Here is a 19165-nt window from a genome sequence, read left to right on the forward strand (position 1 = left end):
GTTGCAAATTTAATAAAATATACGTGATTCCTAGCCTTGAATCTATTTTAGAACAAACGATTTAATTCGTTACTTTCAACGAATAAACCATCAACTCAGCATCTTCTGTATCAGCATCTTCGCAAAGTAAGAAAATTAAACCGTTATCAGTTTTCTCTTTGAAGGTGATCCCCTCAAATTTGTGATTTTCGGGTATTTGAAATACTTCAGGTTTGGAGGACAGATCTGTTGATATTTTCCCAAGTAAAGATCCGGCGATCTCCCCATCGAGATAGGTCGATTTTGCATCTTCTGCAGTTGCAATGAAATAAATGTCATCACCGACAACTGTCGCATCGGAAAAACCAGTACTGATCCCATTTAACTTGGGTAATTCAATAGGAATATACCTATATTTATCTTCAGCATTACTGTTATATTCTAAAACAGCATTGATGCCTTTGGGGCCATTTCCTCTATTGAAAAACAATATCCGGTCATCAATATGTACTACGCCTTCTATGTTAAAGTCCTCTTTGCTTATCCCAAATTTCTGCATAAAATGCGTATAGATTTTACTATAGTCTTCCTGTATGACCTTTTTTCCGTCCCAAATAAAACGATTGTTTCTTTTTTCAGTTGACCCTGAGCCATAGAGATAATAACGATTGCCATAGAAAGTAATAGATTCAAGATCCATTTTATTAGCTTTGCTTATATTTTCCATGGGCTCAGCTTCAAATAAGACTGTTTTGGATAAGCGTAGGTGGGTGAGGTTGTAGCTATAGAGGTAATTGCTGTTATCCGATACAATATGGAGTTCATCATTATTGTAGACAATCCCAGATGCTGCGGCGATGCCCGATATGCTGATAAATGCTTCGAGAATTAATTTTAACATAATTCGTGTATGTTTAAGATTCCAAGTACTTTCTGGAAATCGGATTGGATAGCTGCTTTTACATGAACAGTTTCACCTGACAGCGGATGTTTGAAGGTTAATTCAGAGGCATGAAGTAGCATTGTATCCATCTGGTAGTTCTCTTTCCAGAATTTATTTTGCTTGTTACAGCCATGCGGACGATCACCGATAATGGGGTAAAAGATGTGTGCAAAGTGACGCCGTAATTGATGCATGCGACCAGTCAGCGGGTTGGCTTCAACAAGACTGTAACGCGAGGTTGGGAATTTCCCGAAAGGAATATCGAGCTCACTCTTAGCCAATAGTCTAAATGATGTCTGTGCTTCCTGAATCGTGCCATTTTCTTTTTTCAAAGGATAGTCGATAATCCCTTCTTCAGGGGCGAAGCCTCTCAGTACGGCGAGGTATTTTTTGTCTATTTGATGTTCCTGAAAACTTTTTTGTAGGTATTGATCTGTTTCTTTATTCAGGGAAAATAACAGCACACCGCCCGTTTTACGATCCAAGCGATGTGCCGGATACACCGTTTTTCCGAGCTGATCCCGTAGTATTTGAAGGGCAAATTCGGATGTATCACGCGCAATGGATGAGCGATGCACTAATAGACCATGGGGTTTATTAATCGCTACGATGGATTCGTCTTCGTAAAGAATTTCTAAGGACATATTAGATCTTTTTCAATGCAGCTATGATTTCATCTGCTTTTTCATCAATCTTGGGACTCAACCAAATCTGTTTAAAAGCGCCACCACCTATAATCTGCTCTGTGCCTTGCCATTTGATCTTGGTGAGGGAAAAGAGATAATAGTTGTCTATAATAACAGAATTTTGGACAAAATCATCAACTAATTTGTTCCCAAAAAGTTGCATGCCCAATCCAAAAAAGGCCTGGTCTTTTGCATGAAGCTGACTTTTCAATAATTGCTCGGCTTTTGCACGTACAATTTTCTCATGCTCCTCTTTGCTTGGATTTGTCAGGATGGCCGCTAGCATGATGACAACCAGAAGTAGGGCAAATATTCTTTTTTTACTCATTTTATAATACTAAAATTAGTGTTGATAGATCAGGTAAAAACATTATCTATCGCTATCAAAATTATTAAATAGATATCAGATATGCACAATTGTTTTTGTACGAAGGATTTGTTGTGTACGGAGGGAGGGGTAAAAAAGGCTGGATCTTAAAAAGAAATCCCATTTAGAAGAGAAAAAGCCCAGGAAAAGAAAATCCAAATCAGGTAACAAGTACCTCCTATTAAGATAAATAGTAGGAATACTATCGTTAGGATAATACCTATACCAGAGCCTTTGTGTCGCCCCTCATAATAGTGCTCGCGTAAAAGTTTGATATTCTTTTCATTGGCTTTGCTATAGAAATCGAAGATATTACCCAGAAAAGGGATGCTTCCTAAGATTGCGTCGAGGCTGATATTGAGTAGCATGCGGATAACTAATTTTGGACTTGCCCCATTTCGCCACATGGCGATGACCAGAACCAGTGATGTGCCAAAGCCGGCAATAGCACCGCCCAAAGGAATCAAATTCAAAATTGGATCTAATCCGAACCGGAAATTACCAATCTTGAATTGATTATCCATTAACCAAGATATTCGGTTGATCCAACCGAAATCTTGGTCTATTTGTTTCTTCTTATCTTCTTGAGATAATTCTCTATGCATGATTACAATAGTTCGAAAGAAGCGCTGATTTCGCTGGTCACTTTCATTGGTCTGATATTTAAGTCCAGCCCATTACCACCCGCGTCGTCTGCCATTTCTGCCATGGCGCCTTTATACATCGCATTACGCATCATCGGCTGAACACCAAAAATAATTTGTTGAGGCGTCTCCGAAAGCACGATTGCTTTACCAATTTTTTGTCCTGCTGCTTCAGCAAGAATCTGAGCATTCAATTTGGCATCTAAAACCGCTTTTGTTTTTAAGCTCTTTTCAAGTTCTTTTTTCTTCGAATAATCGTATTCGCTAATGTAGGTGCTTTGAATACCAGCCTTATCGACACCATCCAATAATTGATCTAAGTTGTTTAAGTTGGTAACCTTGATGCGGTATTGTCTGGAAAGCAAGATATCCGTATCCTTTTTCTTTTTTTCCGGAGTATTGTAACTCCAGATATTCTGGATCGTAAAATCTTCTTTTTTAACACCAGCTTTTGTTGCCGAATCAAATAAGTCTTTTTCTAACTTGTCTATAGCAACCTTTTTCTTGGTGTTTCCATTGTCATAAAACTCTTTTAATGTAACATCTATATAGATGATGTCTGGAGTCACTTCTTCTTCAGCGCGACCCACTGTGGATACAAATTCTTTATTTACCATTTGTTGAGCGTTTAGTTTTGTCATCAAACCTAAAAAAGCCAGTCCTAATAATATTTTTTTCATGTTTTACTATCTTAAAGTTTTATAATAATACGATTGCTATTGTCGCATTGCTACAAGATTGGAGCCAAAGTAGACAAAAAAGTTTAACGGATAAAAAAAATAAAAACGTTAAGATTTTTAATTTTATTTCTATACCTTTAGGGAAATTAATAAAATAGTGCCATGCAAGAAGGTAAAGTAAAATTCTTTAATGAGACCAAAGGTTTCGGTTTCATCATCCCTAATTCAGGCGAGAGCGAAATTTTTGTTCACGTTTCTGGATTAGTTGACAAAGTTCGTGAGAATGACAATGTATCTTACGAAGTTGAACAAGGCCGTAAAGGTCTTAATGCGGTAAATGTAAGAGTTATCTAATTAGATTCAAGATATATTTATTGTGAAAAAGCCTATGCCATCAGCATGGGCTTTTTTATTGAGCAAATATTTTGGACTGATAATTGTATTAATATGTTTCAAATATATAGTTTAACATGAAACGTACTTTAGTATTGATTCTTTCTGTGGTGCTGGCAATTTCGATGTCCGCATGTTATTCCTCGCATCATGGACATAGACACGGGCGTGGATCAAAAGGTATGCCTCCTGGTCAGGCAAAAAAATATTATGGAGAACAATCAGCAAAAGATTTTGCTCCGGGACAACAGAAGAAAAAGAAACATAAACATTAATCTTAGGGATTTTTCGCTTTTGCAGAAAATTCCGCAATCGACAAAAAGCGAATAAGAAAAAAGAGCTTTCATATATTAAATGAAAGCTCTTTTTTCTTATTTCGAACGACCTATGCAAAAGGATCGTTATCTGCAGGAGGTGTTGAAGATGAGCTTGGTGTCTGTGAACTTCCAAAGGGGTTATTCGGTTGTGAAGAACCAAATGGATCTTGTGGCTGATTGAATGGATGGTTTGTTCCATTTTCCTCCGCTTTTGGATCAGGACCGTATTGATTAGGCCCCTTGTCTCCTTCAATAACCAGTAAATAAATCAGGTATAAGTTGACAAATGGAATAAGAGCCAACAGTAAAAACCAGCCCGATTTATTTGTGTCATGTAGTCTTCGTACTGCAACAGCAATACCTGGGATAAGTAATGCTAAACTTATTAAACCAGAAATATAAGAAAATACATCTGCAATTCGGCCGAGTATTCCGAAGACTACTCCAATGATAACGTTTGCCAAAAAGAACATCCAATACTCTTTACGGCGTGCACGTCCATTAAAGTTTGCATAGTTATCCCGTACAACTTTTAAAAACCAATCTTTAATTTCCATATAATTTTTAGATTTTTAGGTGAAAAATATGTTAGTAAATCATTTGTTAATATGGTTCTGTTACAATAAATGTACCAAGAATTTATCTGGTTAAACAATTATTATGGAAGTCCCATTGGGCTCAATTTAATATTAATTTAAAATAGATCCTAATGTTATGTGCTCATTGGTCTCCCATTGAGTGTATCTTTTTATTCCTCCAAATGTACAGGTCTGTCTTGGGGATGACCTATTTATAATAACAGTTGTACAGCACTACCGAAAAATCTCTTCAAGTATATAGAGCGATTTTATCTCCTTGAAATTTGTGCGGTGAAGACGGTAGAAATCCAGTAACTTTTCCAATAAAAATTGTCGGTCTGTACTAGACATTTTGATATGATCACAATTTGAGTATTCTGATGTTATTAAATCCCGGAAAATTGAAGTATGTGGTTCCTGAAGTACAAGCGGGTGTTCTGGGAGACTGTTTGAAAATGTTGCTTCATGTAGGTTAAAATAGGGCAGAGACTGTTTGGATGCGGTCGGATAAAAGCCAAGAAAGCGTGTCAGTTTGATTAGAAATACCAGATGAAAATTGGCTAGATTTAAATGGGTTTCATCTAACCATCGGATAGACTGATGGATGAATTCAAATAAATAGGGGTCACTTTCCTGTTCTTTTAGTACTTTATACAAGATTTCATTTAAGAAGAGCGCCAGTGAGCTTTTTATAATGTCGTAGGGTATCTCTTGCAATACCGGCGTTTGGCGAGCTTCCGAAATGCGCTGTAGTGAGCCATTGTCCTTGTGTGTTGCTATGATTTCCAGTAGATGTAAAGGTTGTAAGATATTGGCTTTGATTTTTGCTTTTGGCTTACGTGCACCAGCAATGAGATAAGATTGCATGCCAAATGACTCGGTATATAGTTGCGCGACGAGGCTGCTTTCCGAATAATTTGTTGTTTTTAAGACGACAGCTCTAGTTTTGTTCAGCATCTTCTTCCTTGTCTTTTTTGGGAATATCCTCCTTATGAGCCTCTCCACGCATTTCGATAATTGCATTGCGGTCCACTTTTCGAATCATTCTATAAATTAATGTGAGGAAACCAATGCTAAATGCAACCACTCCGACGAGCATGGCTAATTTATACCAGTTGGATCGTTGTTCCATCAGGTAATAACCTAGGATAACCAATAATACACCAATGATTATTTCTCTTAGACCCTTGCGAAGATATTTGTTCATAAATGTGAATTGTTGAAAACTATTTTTCTTTACAGAGCAAATATAATACAATAAAATGCTTTATTTTTGCCCATACCATTCCTGTGTAGAACTATTTTTAAAAATAATTCCCATAATGTTGTTGCTTATCTAAAAAAAAATATAGATATTTGCAAACTCTTTGCAGAGAGTGCAAAGGATTAACATATTGTAATAAAGACAACAAAAAAGATAATATCATGTCAAGAATTTGTGATTTAACAGGCAAAGCAGCGTTAACAGGAAATAACGTTTCTCACTCAAACGTTAAAACTAAACGTAAATTCTATCCAAATTTACAAACTAAACGTTTTTACATTCCAGAAGAAGATCGTTGGATTACGTTGAAAGTATCTACTTCTGCTATCAAGACCATCAACAAGAACGGTATCACAGCTGCGATCAATAAATTTATCGTTAAAGGATCAATTTAATATTGATTTATCGCCTGTTACATTAAGATTATTCATGAATTTCAATCCTATATTAGGATCAAAATAAAGTAAAACAATGGCTAAAAAAGGAAATAGAGTACAAGTTATCTTAGAATGTACTGAACACAAAGAAAGTGGTCTTCCGGGAATGTCTCGTTACATCACTACTAAAAACAAAAAGAACACAACTGAGCGTTTAGAGTTGAAAAAATTCAACCCAGTATTGAGAAAAGTTACTGTTCATAAAGAAATTAAGTAATTCACCCATCTTAGCACTTGCAATAGAGGGCTGAGTAAAAATATTTAAATACCATGGCAAAGAAAGCAGTTGCATCGTTACAAAAAGGTGGCGGTAAAGAATTTACAAAGGTTATTGTTACTACTAAATCTGCGAAAACTGGCGCGTATACTTTCAAAGAAGGTATGATTCACAATGATAAAGTGAAAGACGTAGTTGCAGAAGCTCAAAAAAATAACTAGTAGCATTTTCCTTTTTTAAAGTTTTTCTTTAAAAAGAATTCGATAAAAAATAGCCGTTTTGGTATCCTACCGAAAGGGCTTTTTTTGTTGAGGACATTTGTTTATATTTGGACATCAATTTTCACTAAACACTCCATGGGATTATTTGATTTTTTTAAGAAAAAACCACAAACACAAGAAGAAGAACAAGCCTTAGATAAAGGTTTGGAAAAAACAAAAGAAGGATTTCTTTCCAAGATAACGAAAGCCGTAGTTGGTAAATCGACTGTAGATGACGACGTGCTTGATAATCTGGAAGAGGTTTTGGTTACTTCTGATGTGGGGGTTACAACGACTTTAAAAATCATCGACCGTATACAGGCGCGTGTTGCAAGAGACAAATATGTGTCCACTTCTGAGCTGAACAATTTACTGAAAGAAGAGATTCAGACTTTACTGGCGGAAAATAATAGCTCAGATTTTGAAAACTTTAATTACGGAGATCATAAACCTTATGTAATTATGGTGGTCGGGGTGAACGGTGTTGGAAAGACTACTACAATAGGTAAACTTGCTCATCAACTTAAACAGGCTGGAAGTAAAGTGGTTTTGGGTGCGGCGGATACGTTTCGTGCTGCTGCTGTAGATCAGCTTAAACTCTGGGGTGAACGTGTTGGCGTGCGCGTTGTTGCACAGGCGATGGGGTCAGATCCCGCTTCGGTCGCTTATGATACAGTTAAATCTGCTGTAGCGAATGGCGAAGATGTCTGTATTATTGATACCGCCGGTCGTCTCCATAATAAGGTTGGCTTAATGAATGAATTGACTAAAATTAAAAATGTCATGCAAAAAGTTGTTCCCGGCGCGCCGCATGAAATTTTATTGGTCTTAGATGCTTCAACAGGTCAAAATGCCATAGAGCAATGTACCCAATTCACACAAGCGACAGACGTAAACGCTTTGGCGCTGACGAAATTGGACGGAACAGCAAAAGGCGGTGTCGTCATTGGGATATCCGATCAATTTAAGATTCCTGTGAAATACATTGGTGTAGGCGAAAAAATTGGCGATCTCCAATTATTTAATAAAAAGGAATTTGTAGACTCCCTTTTCAAATAGAAAATTAAAACAATTGTCGGAAATAAGGTTGTCATTCTTTGCTTAGGAATGATTAATCAGCCCCTTTTTTTTCTCGACAAACCCTTCTAATCATATGAAGACAAAATATACGAAATCTGTCCCTTTGATCAATAAACCACGTGTCAATGTGGTTACTTTGGGCTGTTCGAAAAATATTCACGATAGTGAAGTGCTGATGGGCCAGTTGAAAGGTAACCAGATGGAAGTTGTCCATGAAGCCTCAAATATACAGGAGAATGATATTGTTGTCATCAATACCTGCGGCTTTATTGACAATGCTAAACAAGAATCTATTGATGCAATCTTACAATATTCGGAGTTAAAGGATCAAGGTAAGATCAATAAGGTGATTGTAACAGGATGTCTTTCTGAACGTTATAAGCCAGAATTACAGGCGGAAATACCGAGTGTGGATGCTTATTTTGGGACAAATGATTTGCCGGATTTATTATCCTCCATTGGAGCTGACTACCGCCACGAATTGTTGGGTGAACGTTTATTGACGACGCCTTCACACTTTTCTTATTTTAAGATCGCAGAAGGTTGTAACCGCCCATGTTCATTCTGTGCAATACCATTAATGCGTGGTAAGCACGTTTCCAAATCAATTGATGACTTGGTTAAAGAAGCTAAATTTTTAGCCTCAAATGGAACTAAAGAGTTGATTTTAATTGCGCAGGATCTAACCTATTATGGACTGGATATCTATGGTAAACGTAATCTTTCTGATTTAATGCGTCATCTATCTGACGTGGACGGTATTGAGTGGATCCGTTTACAATACGCCTATCCTTCTGGTTTTCCAATGGATATCTTGGACGCAATGAATGAACGTTCAAATATTTGTAATTATCTGGATATGCCATTGCAGCATATCTCTGACCCAATGTTGAAGTCTATGCGCAGAGGGACGACCAAACAAAAGCAGATTGATCTTGTCAATGCCATTCGCGACAAAGTACCGAATATCGCATTGCGAACAACATTAATCTGTGGATATCCAGAGGAGACCGAGCAAGACTTCCAGGAGATGTTGGAATGGGTAGAGGAAACCCGTTTTGACCGTTTGGGCTGTTTTACTTATTCACATGAGGAGAAGACGCACGCCCACACCTTAGCGGACAATGTTCCACAAGAAGTAAAAGAAGAACGTGTTGAGGCTATTATGGAGGTTCAACAAGGTATTTCTTATGAGATTAATCAATCTAAAGTAGGTAATACGTATAAAGTGCTGGTAGATCGTGTGGACGGCGATTATTTTATCGGACGGACAGAATATGATTCGCCAGAAGTGGATAATGAGGTGCTGATTTCCACAGCTGGTTCCTATGCACGGATTGGAGATTTTGTTCAGGTAAAAATAGATCGTGCGGAAGATTTCGATCTCTATGGCGAAATAGTAAAGGGTAAATAAAAAGTTACCCTTTACTATTTAATAAAAGTTATACTTTGATAACTTTGTATACCACCGACCCATTTTTGAAAGTGATCTTTATGCCTATAGCTATATAATAGTTATTTTTTGCGGAAAGATATATGATTCGATTTTGAAAGGTTTCGAGATTTTCAAAATTACTTATATCATATGTTGTTCTAATTTTTCCCGAAGAGCTTTCGATCACATTCCCATTTTCATCTACCACATCATCTGTTTGTTCAATAGTTACACACTCTATGCTTTGCACAGCATCTGCAACAGCTGGGTTAATAGTGAAAGATGAATTGGTGATAAAATTTGGTTGAAATTGAACACTTCGATAATATCCCACCGTAGTCTCACTAGGATCCAAATCTCCAGGATTTAAAACCCATTTCGTAATGGTCTGCTCACTATCGCTAAAGGTTTGCAACTTATCAATTGAAAATATTCCCCATGGAATATTTTGAACGGCCCGATACCCACTTACTGAAGGTAAACTCTTTAAATATACACTGAATGAAGTCTTCGGTGATGAGGTTGTAAGTTTACCATTTAATTTGATGGGACCTTTTAAATTAATATTGTAAACAGAGGCGGATCCGCCCCCACCAGAGAATCCAGTAAATAATTTATAAAAAGTTTTTAATAAAGCACCTGCACCACCTGACGTCATCAGATCTTGGATAGAGCTAGCTGTAGTTTTGGTAATTTTTGAAATGCCTTCTGCAGTTGATGAGTAAAATCCTGCAATGGCATTAATTTGTCCTAATGGTCCGGTTTTACTAGATGTTACTGGTTGGGCTGTTCCTTGGAGATTGATATTCCCCTCTAAAGATATATTTGATTCTGCTATTTCTCTCAAATTAATTACAAATGAAGAATAGGTGTCAAATGAGTTGTCGTAACAGCTTACATCGAAATCACCAATCATCCATTCATTAACTCCCGCTTGGGTAATAGCAGTTTGGATAGAGTTCGTATTGGCGTCATCGCCAACCGCATATTTAAATAGTTTTGGATAAGTTGAGTTTTGGGCAAAACCAAGAGAAATTTCTTGATAGGAAGATAATACATCGTTTGTTCTTAAAATGCACACTCTTAAGATACCTCTATATTTATTATAGAGAATAATGAACGGATACGAATTTGCATCAGTAGTGGTTCCGAAATCTCTCGAAACTAACATCCAACCCTGGGCTGGCGTCATGTCAGCCTTATCTATATTTACACTACCATAGACTTTTTGACTTCCGTCAATAAACGGATTTAAAGTCGTGATGGTTCCTATACTACCACTTGAGTTTCTAAAGTATGTCGTCCATTTATTTTGGGTCCAATCCCATGTAGGTAATAAATTTACATCACCAGGTAACAAAGGTCTGCTTGCCTTCGTTTTGGGACTGATTTCCAATTTAGGCTCTGGAATAACATTTTCGTCTTTTTTACAGGCGAATAGTAAAAGAACGACAATTACCATTGTTAGATGATAAAAGTTGAGGTTGAGTTTTGTTGTCATAAAATAAATTAATCTTGTAAAAAATATATTAATGGCAATTTGGGTGTTTATTGTGATGTAATTGTTAATATTATTTTATCTTTTTATTTGCTGATTAATAATGAGTTTCATTTGTAAACAAAACTTGTGATTCGAATGAATTGTCAATAGAATGATATAATTTAAAAGTGAAATGAGCTTTTTATTAAAAATCAGTATTTTGTCTGCTCAAACTAAATACATTTGTATATCGTACAATAAGCATATATGAAAGCAACTTATATCGAATATAGTGAGACAAACAGTTTCTCCAAAACATTGCTGGCCTATTTGGCCCATGACGAGGCACTGAAACCGTTTGTTGGACACTGGCCTACATTTGACGGTTTTGAGAAGCAATTGCACGAAAAAAAGCATTTTGGCCACCGCCCCATTCTTGTGGAGCGCCTAAAAGCTCAATATGCGACTTTGTTGCAGGATTCTCCCACTGTCGCCGCAAATATAGATTTGTTGTTGCAGGAGAATACCTATACGATTACCACAGGTCATCAACTGAATATCTTTACAGGGCCGTTGTACTTTATATTTAAGATTATGACAGCGATACGTCTGTCAGAAGACCTGCGGGCCAAACATCCGGACAAAAACTTTATCCCGGTATATTGGATGGCGACTGAGGACCATGATTTTGAAGAAATTAATCATACCAAGGTCTATGGGAAAAAAATAGCATGGGAGACACCTGCGGTATCCGCTACAGGACGTATGGATACCGCCTCCATTGTTGATGCGGTAAAGCAATACACCAATATCCTTGGCCTTTCAGACAATTCTGCTAACCTCACACGTATTGTAGAGCAAGCTTATCTGAAACACACCAGGTTAGCTGATGCGACGCGTTATATGGTGAACGAACTTTTTAAATCCTATGGTCTTTTGATTATTGATGCAGATGATAAAGAACTGAAGGAATTATTTAAGCCGATCATCAAAACGGATATTTTATCCGAAAATAGTTTTAAGGCCATTACAGACAGATCGAAAGAACTGGAAGCGAAAGGGTTTTCTACACAGGTACATGCCCGGGAGATCAATTTCTTCTATCTGACCGATGAATTTAGAGAACGCCTGGTTCTGTCTGCAGATGGCCGATATGAGGTTCTGCATCAAAATATATATTTTACCAAGGAAGAGCTGGAAAAAGAAATAGACGCCCATCCCGAACGTTTTAGCCCAAATGTGGTAATGCGCCCAATGTATCAGGAAATTATCCTTCCTAATTTGGCTTATATTGGTGGTGGTGCGGAAATGGTCTATTGGATGCAATTAAAATCTAATTTTGATCAGTACCAAATAGATTTCCCGATCTTAATTCCGCGCAATTCAGCCATGATTACCGAAGATAATGTGGCTGCTAAGCTTTTCCGGGTCGATCTAACCTTCAAAAGCATTTTTCGCCCTGCGGAGGTTTTGAAGAAAGAGTATGTGCGTCGTCATACGAAGGAAAGATTGAATCTTAATGATGAATGGATGGAACTGAATGCGATCTTTGGAAAGATAAGGTTACGTACACACAAAATTGATCCTAGTCTAGGACCGAGCACCGAGGCGATAAAAGCTCGTTTGAAAAAGGCGATGAACAATCTAGAGAAAAAGTTGATGAAAGCCGAAAAACGAAACCATCAGCATGCATTGGCAGATATTGATAACGTAAAGGAGAAGCTCTTTCCCGGAGGAGGATTACAAGAGCGATCTGAAAATTTTGCCTTGTTGTATGTAAAATATGGTGATAACCTTTTTAGAGATCTCTATAAATACTTTAATCCCCTAGATTTTAAATTCACGATATTATATTAAAAGTCAGTGTTTTACTGACTTTTTTATGAATATCAGGCAAGTAGGGGGAAGAAACTTTGATTTTTGCTTCGTTATTTTTTCATATAGTGTTTTATGATGCTTTGTTTATAATTTCATAATATTTCGTTTAGCTTCTGTTAATACTATCGAAGTAGTTTTGTTGCCGTATTACAACCAAGAACTAAATGAAAGAAATATTACTTACGACTTGTGCCATTGCAATAGGAACAGGTTTGTATGCGCAAACAACCCAAGCAGGATTTTCCGGAAAGATTACGGACGAGAATAACAAAGGGGTTCATGGAGCTTCAGTAGAGGTTCGTAACGAATCTACAGGTTTTACCACCAAAACATCCACCAACGCCAATGGCGATTTCAATTTTAAGGAACTTCCACTCGGGGGGCCATATATTATCAAAGTTACCTTTATAGGCTATGGCGAACAGGTTCGTTCGGGTTTCACATTAAACCAGGGCGATATGATTCGCTTAAATATTCCGATTCAGAATGCATCCAACGTATTAGAGACGGTTGAGCTTACAGGAGTAAGTACATTGAAAAATAAAATTGAAAACCTTGGCGCTGCCACTGCGGTGACGGCCCGGGATATCGCAAAGCTACCTGTCAATGGTCGTAACTTTACGTCTTTAATGGATCTGTCTCCCTTAAGCAAAGGCGATAATATTGGTGGTCAGTTAGGGTCTTCTACCAATTTTACGATAGATGGTATGAACGCGAAAAACCCAACCTCTGCGGGTTCGACAACAAGTCGGAGTGGTGCTCCTTTTTCAATCTCTATTGAAGCAGTTCGGGAGTTTAAAGTCGTGACCAACCAGTATGACGTCACCTACGGAAGAGCAGGTGGTGGAACGGTGAGCGCAGTGACAAAACAGGGAACAAATAAGACTCAGGGCAGTGCTTGGTTATATTCTCGGGCGGATTGGTTGTCCAGTCCTTATAATATTAAAGGAGAGAAGCGTGTCAACGATTTTTCAACCTATCAATATGGATTTACTTTGGGCGGCCCCATTATAAAAGATAAATTACATTATTTCGTGGCTTGGGATCACCAGCGGGATGCACGCCCTCTATTGGTACTCGATATCGCTTCAGAAGCAGATGAAGCACGTTTAAATTTAACACAGTCATCTTTGGATGAATTTGTAAATATAGGTCGAAGTAAATATGGGTTAGGAAATGAGCGTCAATTTGGGTCTTTCAATAAAAAACGCCCCTCTAATGCTGTTTTCGGCCGTATAGACTGGCAGATCAATGATAAAAATCTATTGACGATCCGTAATAATTTTACGAATGATTTGAATAAACTCGGGCTCGAAGACAATAAGCCAGCTATTTTTGAATCTTATGGAAATGATAAAAATATTGATAACAGTTTTTTAGCTACTTTAAGAAGTACTATTTCGCCTAGGGTGACTAATGAATTGAAAGTACAGCACTTGTATACGTACCAAAAAAGTAGCCCTGGAGACCTGCTGCCTAGCCAGAATATTCCACGTGCAATTGTAGAAGATGTGGTGTCGAAAGTTGGCGGAGCAGATAAGAAGGCTACCTTACAGTTAGGGGGACATCGTTTTGCTCAGGAATCATTTAAAAATAATGTACTCCAATTGGTTGACAATATCTATTACAGCACCGATAATATCAATTATACATTCGGTGTTGACCTGATGTATACCCATGCCAACTCAATTTACGGGAGTGAGGTGAATGGTCGCTTCCACTTTAGACCGACTGATAAAGGTAACACGGCATTGCAGAATTTCGAAGCAATGATACCATATAACTATTATCGCGAGGTTCCCTTAGTAGCCGATCCAACCGTTATTGGCAAAATATTTAATGCAGGAATCTACGGACAATTGCAGACCAAACTCGCAAGAGGCCTGGATTTAGTAGCAGGATTAAGATTGGATTATGGTCATTATCCAACTTCGCCACTAAACGAAGACTTACTAAAAGAAGTCGGCGTACGTACAGACTATAAACTGAAATCCTTTGTGATACAACCGCGCTTCCAAATGACCTGGGATGTAAATGAGGAACGTAAAGACTTTTTCCGTGTAGGTGGGGGGATCTTCGCATCGGATATCAATAACTATATGACCATTAATAACCTTACTTTTGATGGGAAGCATTTTGCTACGGTTGATGTGCGTGGGAAAGACGTGCCAACACCAGATTTCATAGGGTACAGAAAAGATCCTTCGACTACACCGACATTGGAAAAGCTTCAAACACCGACTATTAATACCTATGGGCCAGATGCAAAGATTCCGGTGGTGTATAAAGCAAATATATCATACACACATTTCTTTACTGAGAAGCTGAAAGCCAGCCTTTCGGGATATATGAATTTGGGACGTAATAATTATATGTACGTCGATCGTAATATGGTGAAAGATCCTTTCTTCAGATTAGCGAATGAAGATAACAGGGGAGTATTCGTTCCTGCCTCAACAATTGCACAAGGAGCTCCAGATTGGAAGCAAGGAAGGATCTCTAATAAGTATGGACGTGTTTTGGAATTGAATTCTGAAGGAAAAGTTAATCAATTTGCCGTCGTATTGGATGCAAGCTATCAATACTACAAAGATGGATCCATATCCGTAAGTTATACCTGGAATGATGCCAAGGACAATACCTCTTTCAATGGAAATGTGGCCAATACAGCTACACTGTCTTTGGCGGTGAAAGATGACCCGAGGGATTTAAGCAAGATAAGCTATTCAAACAACCAGTTCCGTAATAAGATCGTTATTTATGGTACGCTACCGACATTTTATGGCGTTAGCGTAGGTGTGCGCTATTCGGGTATCGGCGGCACACGCTACAGCCTGCTGGCTGGGGCGAATGTCAATGGAGATTTTGTTGCAAGTGATAATGATCTAGCTTTTATTTTTGATCCCAACAATAAAAATACAGCCACAGCTTTGGCAGACGGTTTGAATAAGCTGCTCAATAGCCCTGAAGCGAGCCAAAGTCTTAAAGACTATATCAAGAAATATGAAGGTAAAATAGCAGAACGTAATGGTGGGATAAATGGTTTTTATGGTTTAATAGATCTGCGGATTGCCAAAAAATTCAATCTATATAAAAATCATGCGTTGGAAATATCAGGAGATCTTTTCAATGTTGCCAACTTATTTAAGAAAACCTGGGGTGTAAATGAAGCTATTGGCAATCAGAAATTATATGCCTTGGGCGGAAAAGGTGAAGATGGTAAAGATTTAGCGCAATTTGATGCCGTAAAGCAGCAATTTAATTATATTGTGAACAATACCGGGGTAGTTTCTCCATCAGGAAATCCATACCAATTTCAGCTGGGATTAAGGTATTCGTTCTAATTGTATAAAGGAATAAAAATACAACGATGCCCTCAAAATTAATAGACTTTTGTGGGTGTCGTTTTTCTTGAAAGTATCTGTTTTATAAATAGGAAAGGAGCCTTCTTATCTTCCTATTTAAAAACTGACAAACAAAGGAGTTTATGAAAAGTTGTTCAGTGGGATGAACAAATAGCTCGAAAAGCATAATCATCGTAAAGACCGAAGCAATCCTAGATGCTAGTAGATAGACCACTTAAGCCCAAAGTGAAGGCGACGTACGAAATACAGGTTAATCGTGGCGTTGAAAGACGGAGTATGAGCAGTTCCCTTACTTATAAAAAAAATAACCATGTGGATAGTCGCCTTTAAGTAACAATTTTAAAGCCCACTATCTTTGTACAAATGCTCGTAAAGATCGATGACCTTTTTCTGAAGTTCGATAATTTCGCTATCGCGTTGTTGCAATTTTAGTGTTAGTACATTGACCTCATCGACATACTCTTTATCTTCTTGTGCGTCAGAAGTAGATAATAGTTGTATAACTGTCAAATTGAATAATTTTGAAATTTGATTTAGGCGAGACAGATTAACATCTGTGATTCCTGTTTCTATCTTGGAAAATGCCGGAACTGAGATGTTCAATTGCTTTGCAGTATCCTCCTGGGTCCACCCTTTTTGGTGTCTAAGTAATCTGATTTTTTTTCCTAATGCGTTCATCTCGAATATGTGTTAAGTAAATATAGGAAAATAAAAAAAAATTCTAGTGAATATATCTTACATCTACTTTCTCGCTTAAAAATTTCCCCAAGTTCTCCGAAATAACTTCGAGTACATATTCTTTAAGCTTTTCGTATATCGCCTGTTAAAAATTCTTCTTCCTGTGAAAGACGGAGTGTCTTTTTTCCTATTTCAGAGGTGTAATATTTTTGGAGAGGAAGGTTGGGTAACTATATCTTTGATTATAGTCTGATGGCAATGAGGGTATTTATGTTCGATAGCCCCAACTAGAAATTCAAAAGTGAAATTTTCTCGTGATCTTTTTTTGTCATTGGCTATCTCTTGTGCCAATTCCATATCGTTTAGATATTCACCAAATATTTCGGCGCCATGGCTCATGACTTCACGTTTAGGATTTAAAAAATATTTGCTTAAGAATCTGATTTGTCCATTGATTTTTAGGAGGTAGATCTCATTCATTTTCAATCCAAGAGTTTGCCCAATTCTGTTTATCATAAATTCAATAACAGATTCCTGTGGATACCACTTTTCACCGGTTTTTGCAATATAAGCTTCCCAGCTCTGTTGGTTGCATTTTTTGCTCTTTCCGCCTTTTTTGAACGAATATACCTTTAAAAACGCCTTTGGTGCGTCACCATCTAGTGGCTTGTCTATAACAATATAATCCTTACATTTAAGAACTGGGATGCTTTTCTCATTAATATTCCCTGAATAACCAGCTGATTCTTCTCGTCTTAAAATATGCTTATAATTTGGCATTATAATTTTTCTAATTCAAAAACTCTGATATGTCTTAATACTTCAAATTTTTAGTCATTTTTTTATGAAAACAGGACTAAAAAATAATTGGCTAATATTTTTATTAAAATGCGAGCAACAAATAGAGAGCTGCCCGCACATAGAAAGCAAAAATTACTTTTGCTCAATCATTTCAAATATTTTTTTATTCATTTCTGTAACGTTGTTTATTAACGCTAGAATAGCATCATTCTGTTTTTCGTTCACTCCAATGAAAGTATGGAAGGTAGAGGCATTAAGGATAGTAGCGTTTTCAATATTATTAAATGTATGGCTGGAAGTTTGCGAAAGGAACTGCAATGGATCTTTCTTAAACAATCGAGCTCCTTTCTCAATTAATTCAATAGTAAATTTCCCATTTCCTTTTTCTAGATTTTCATAATCTTCCTTTAGAATTTCCAGTCCCTGCGCTGTTTCTTTCGTAGTCAAACCAGAATTTTGCCTATGTAGATAGAATTCGAAACCTATTCTTTTGTGATCTAGTTCTATTGGCTGTATATTTTTTTCTTCCATTATCAATGTAATTATAAATTATTATTGGGCGTTTCAGAATTTTTATTATCTAATTTTTCTAACAACAACATCATCCGTTCGTTTAATTGTACGACATTATCAATCAAAAACAAAATTGATTCATTTTGTTTTTCGCTAGTTCCATGGAAATTTTGGAAATGAGACGCATTGAGAATAGTCGAATTCGTAATTTGGGAGTAAAACGTATCTGGTGCTGTAGACAATATTAAGAGCGGGTCTATGTTAAAAATCAACGCTATTTTTTTAATAAAATCAATAGTAATTTTTGTTTCTCCACGTTCATATTTGGTATATGCGGCTTCCTTGATACCAAGCTGTTCGGCAACATCAAACGCTTTAAGACCAGCAATTTTTCGTTGAATATAAATTTTATGTCCTATTTTTTTGTTATCCAATTCTAAAAAAGGACGCATGTATTCATTTGCCATAAGCTACAAATTTAATCATTCTGAACTACTAAAGTTTAATTGGTAAGTGGTTTTTAGCTACTTTTTACGAGGGTAAATATACTAAAAAAAATAGTAATACTTGCCCTTTTTCTTTAATTTTGTATATAAATAATTGTTGAAATAGATTTAAAAATCAAAGTAGTAAAAGTTTACTTGATTTAGTAACTTTGCAGAACTTCAAATAGAAAGAAATGAAGCTTCTGCTTCGAGTCTTGTTCTGGAAACTAGCACTTTTAAAGAACACAAGATGAGAAGTAAGAACTCCCATGCTATAAGTATGGGGTTCCCTTCTTATGCGTGTTCAGGGCGTGCTAGCCCTCCAGAACCATAGGTTGGGGCTCCATGCTTATAGCTATATTCCCTCCTCGTAGACTCGTTAACCAATAAAAACGAGTATGAAAAAAAAGCAAATTACCAAAAACAAAATTAAGCCAGCGGAGTAGCTCTGCAAGCAAAGTCATATCATGACTTCTCCTAATCTTGAAGAGCGTAGCGACCCTATTATTTACCTAGAAAATCTCAATCAAACGCTCTTAGGTTGCAATTATCAATCATTTTTTATTTGTGACCTAAGCTAGGCTTAGGAGCAAAAGCGATGCGCTCGTAAGTATCAAAGAGGATTCTAATCCAGCAGGTCACAGCCATTAACACCTTTAAAAATGAATTATTTTTACAAGGGTGG

General features: G+C 37.1%; 22 protein-coding genes. 9 read left to right on the forward strand and 13 right to left on the reverse strand.

Going from position 1 to position 19165, the window contains the following annotated elements:
- Positions 1 to 61 precede the first annotated feature (61 nt).
- From AC07UV_RS08060 to AC07UV_RS08080, 5 genes are all read right to left on the reverse strand, one after another.
- Positions 62 to 880, reverse strand: coding sequence for a DUF6929 family protein (locus tag AC07UV_RS08060; RefSeq protein ID WP_495183291.1), 819 nt, complete (start codon positions 878 to 880; stop codon positions 62 to 64).
- A complete protein-coding gene (locus tag AC07UV_RS08065) occupies positions 874 to 1566 on the reverse strand; it encodes a pseudouridine synthase (protein ID WP_495183292.1) in 693 nt (230 codons plus the stop codon). Before AC07UV_RS08065 ends, AC07UV_RS08060 begins: the two co-directional genes overlap by 7 nt.
- Before the next feature lies 1 nt (position 1567).
- Positions 1568 to 1936, reverse strand: a complete 369-nt coding sequence (locus AC07UV_RS08070) for a DUF4359 domain-containing protein (RefSeq protein ID WP_495183293.1) — start codon at positions 1934 to 1936, stop codon at positions 1568 to 1570.
- Between the two features lie 146 nt (positions 1937 to 2082).
- Positions 2083 to 2580 (reverse strand): DUF4112 domain-containing protein, encoded by a 498-nt coding sequence (locus AC07UV_RS08075; RefSeq protein ID WP_495183294.1) that lies wholly within the window; start codon positions 2578 to 2580, stop codon positions 2083 to 2085.
- A 2-nt stretch (positions 2581 to 2582) separates the two neighbouring features.
- A complete protein-coding gene (locus AC07UV_RS08080) occupies positions 2583 to 3299 on the reverse strand; it encodes an SIMPL domain-containing protein (RefSeq protein ID WP_495183295.1) in 717 nt (238 codons plus the stop codon).
- Between the two features lie 162 nt (positions 3300 to 3461).
- On the opposite strand from AC07UV_RS08080, the gene AC07UV_RS08085 reads away from it, so the two are divergent.
- Both AC07UV_RS08085 and AC07UV_RS08090 read left to right on the forward strand, forming a co-directional pair.
- A complete protein-coding gene (locus tag AC07UV_RS08085; RefSeq protein WP_046672593.1) occupies positions 3462 to 3653 on the forward strand; it encodes a cold-shock protein in 192 nt (63 codons plus the stop codon).
- Positions 3654 to 3769: 116 nt separating this feature from the next.
- Positions 3770 to 3967 carry a quinol oxidase subunit 4 gene (locus AC07UV_RS08090; protein ID WP_282251369.1) on the forward strand — a complete coding sequence of 66 codons (198 nt, stop codon included), beginning with the start codon at positions 3770 to 3772 and terminating at the stop codon, positions 3965 to 3967.
- A gap of 110 nt (positions 3968 to 4077) precedes the next feature.
- Here the strand turns inward: AC07UV_RS08090 and AC07UV_RS08095 are convergent, their stop codons facing one another.
- The 3 genes from AC07UV_RS08095 to AC07UV_RS08105 form a co-directional block, all read right to left on the reverse strand.
- On the reverse strand, positions 4078 to 4566 hold the full coding sequence (locus AC07UV_RS08095) for a DUF805 domain-containing protein (RefSeq protein WP_495183296.1): 489 nt from the start codon (positions 4564 to 4566) through the stop codon (positions 4078 to 4080).
- 255 nt (positions 4567 to 4821) lie between these two features.
- A complete protein-coding gene (gene recO, locus AC07UV_RS08100; protein ID WP_495183297.1) occupies positions 4822 to 5544 on the reverse strand; it encodes a DNA repair protein RecO in 723 nt (240 codons plus the stop codon).
- Positions 5528 to 5794, reverse strand: a complete 267-nt coding sequence (locus tag AC07UV_RS08105) for a signal peptidase (protein ID WP_495183298.1) — start codon at positions 5792 to 5794, stop codon at positions 5528 to 5530. The genes recO and AC07UV_RS08105 overlap by 17 nt, the downstream gene beginning before the upstream one ends.
- A 218-nt stretch (positions 5795 to 6012) precedes the next feature.
- Between AC07UV_RS08105 and rpmB the strand changes: the two genes are divergently transcribed.
- The 5 genes from rpmB to rimO all read left to right on the forward strand — a co-directional run bounded on the left by rpmB (position 6013) and on the right by rimO (position 9259).
- Positions 6013 to 6246: a 50S ribosomal protein L28 gene (gene rpmB / locus AC07UV_RS08110; protein WP_046672597.1), complete on the forward strand. Its 234-nt coding sequence runs from the start codon at positions 6013 to 6015 to the stop codon at positions 6244 to 6246.
- Between the two features lie 76 nt (positions 6247 to 6322).
- A complete protein-coding gene (rpmG, locus tag AC07UV_RS08115) occupies positions 6323 to 6505 on the forward strand; it encodes a 50S ribosomal protein L33 (RefSeq protein ID WP_002998409.1) in 183 nt (60 codons plus the stop codon).
- Between the two features lie 53 nt (positions 6506 to 6558).
- Positions 6559 to 6726 (forward strand): DUF4295 domain-containing protein, encoded by a 168-nt coding sequence (locus AC07UV_RS08120; RefSeq protein ID WP_257095943.1) that lies wholly within the window; start codon positions 6559 to 6561, stop codon positions 6724 to 6726.
- A gap of 135 nt (positions 6727 to 6861) precedes the next feature.
- Positions 6862 to 7824: a signal recognition particle-docking protein FtsY gene (ftsY, locus tag AC07UV_RS08125; RefSeq protein ID WP_077436836.1), complete on the forward strand. Its 963-nt coding sequence runs from the start codon at positions 6862 to 6864 to the stop codon at positions 7822 to 7824.
- Between the two features lie 94 nt (positions 7825 to 7918).
- Positions 7919 to 9259: a 30S ribosomal protein S12 methylthiotransferase RimO gene (rimO, locus tag AC07UV_RS08130; RefSeq protein WP_495183299.1), complete on the forward strand. Its 1341-nt coding sequence runs from the start codon at positions 7919 to 7921 to the stop codon at positions 9257 to 9259.
- 28 nt (positions 9260 to 9287) lie between these two features.
- On the opposite strand, the gene AC07UV_RS08135 is transcribed toward rimO, so the two are convergent.
- Positions 9288 to 10781: a hypothetical protein gene (locus AC07UV_RS08135; RefSeq protein WP_495183300.1), complete on the reverse strand. Its 1494-nt coding sequence runs from the start codon at positions 10779 to 10781 to the stop codon at positions 9288 to 9290.
- Between the two features lie 246 nt (positions 10782 to 11027).
- Between AC07UV_RS08135 and bshC the strand changes: the two genes are divergently transcribed.
- Together bshC and AC07UV_RS08145 are read left to right on the forward strand one after the other, a co-directional pair.
- A complete protein-coding gene (bshC, locus tag AC07UV_RS08140) occupies positions 11028 to 12617 on the forward strand; it encodes a bacillithiol biosynthesis cysteine-adding enzyme BshC (protein ID WP_495183301.1) in 1590 nt (529 codons plus the stop codon).
- Positions 12618 to 12802: 185 nt separating this feature from the next.
- Positions 12803 to 15982, forward strand: coding sequence for a TonB-dependent receptor (locus AC07UV_RS08145; RefSeq protein WP_495183302.1), 3180 nt, complete (start codon positions 12803 to 12805; stop codon positions 15980 to 15982).
- Positions 15983 to 16342: 360 nt separating this feature from the next.
- Here the strand turns inward: AC07UV_RS08145 and AC07UV_RS08150 are convergent, their stop codons facing one another.
- From AC07UV_RS08150 to AC07UV_RS08165, 4 genes are all read right to left on the reverse strand, one after another.
- Positions 16343 to 16681, reverse strand: coding sequence for a helix-turn-helix domain-containing protein (locus AC07UV_RS08150; RefSeq protein WP_495183303.1), 339 nt, complete (start codon positions 16679 to 16681; stop codon positions 16343 to 16345).
- Between the two features lie 192 nt (positions 16682 to 16873).
- Positions 16874 to 17461, reverse strand: a complete 588-nt coding sequence (locus AC07UV_RS08155) for a hypothetical protein (protein ID WP_495183304.1) — start codon at positions 17459 to 17461, stop codon at positions 16874 to 16876.
- Positions 17462 to 17614: 153 nt separating this feature from the next.
- Positions 17615 to 18013, reverse strand: coding sequence for a hypothetical protein (locus AC07UV_RS08160; RefSeq protein ID WP_495183305.1), 399 nt, complete (start codon positions 18011 to 18013; stop codon positions 17615 to 17617).
- Positions 18014 to 18024: 11 nt separating this feature from the next.
- Complete coding sequence (locus AC07UV_RS08165; protein ID WP_495183306.1) at positions 18025 to 18462, reverse strand: helix-turn-helix domain-containing protein; 438 nt, start codon at positions 18460 to 18462, stop codon at positions 18025 to 18027.
- Between the last annotated feature and the right edge of the window lie 703 nt (positions 18463 to 19165).

This window comes from Sphingobacterium sp. GW821-FHT03E03 (assembly GCF_059420745.1).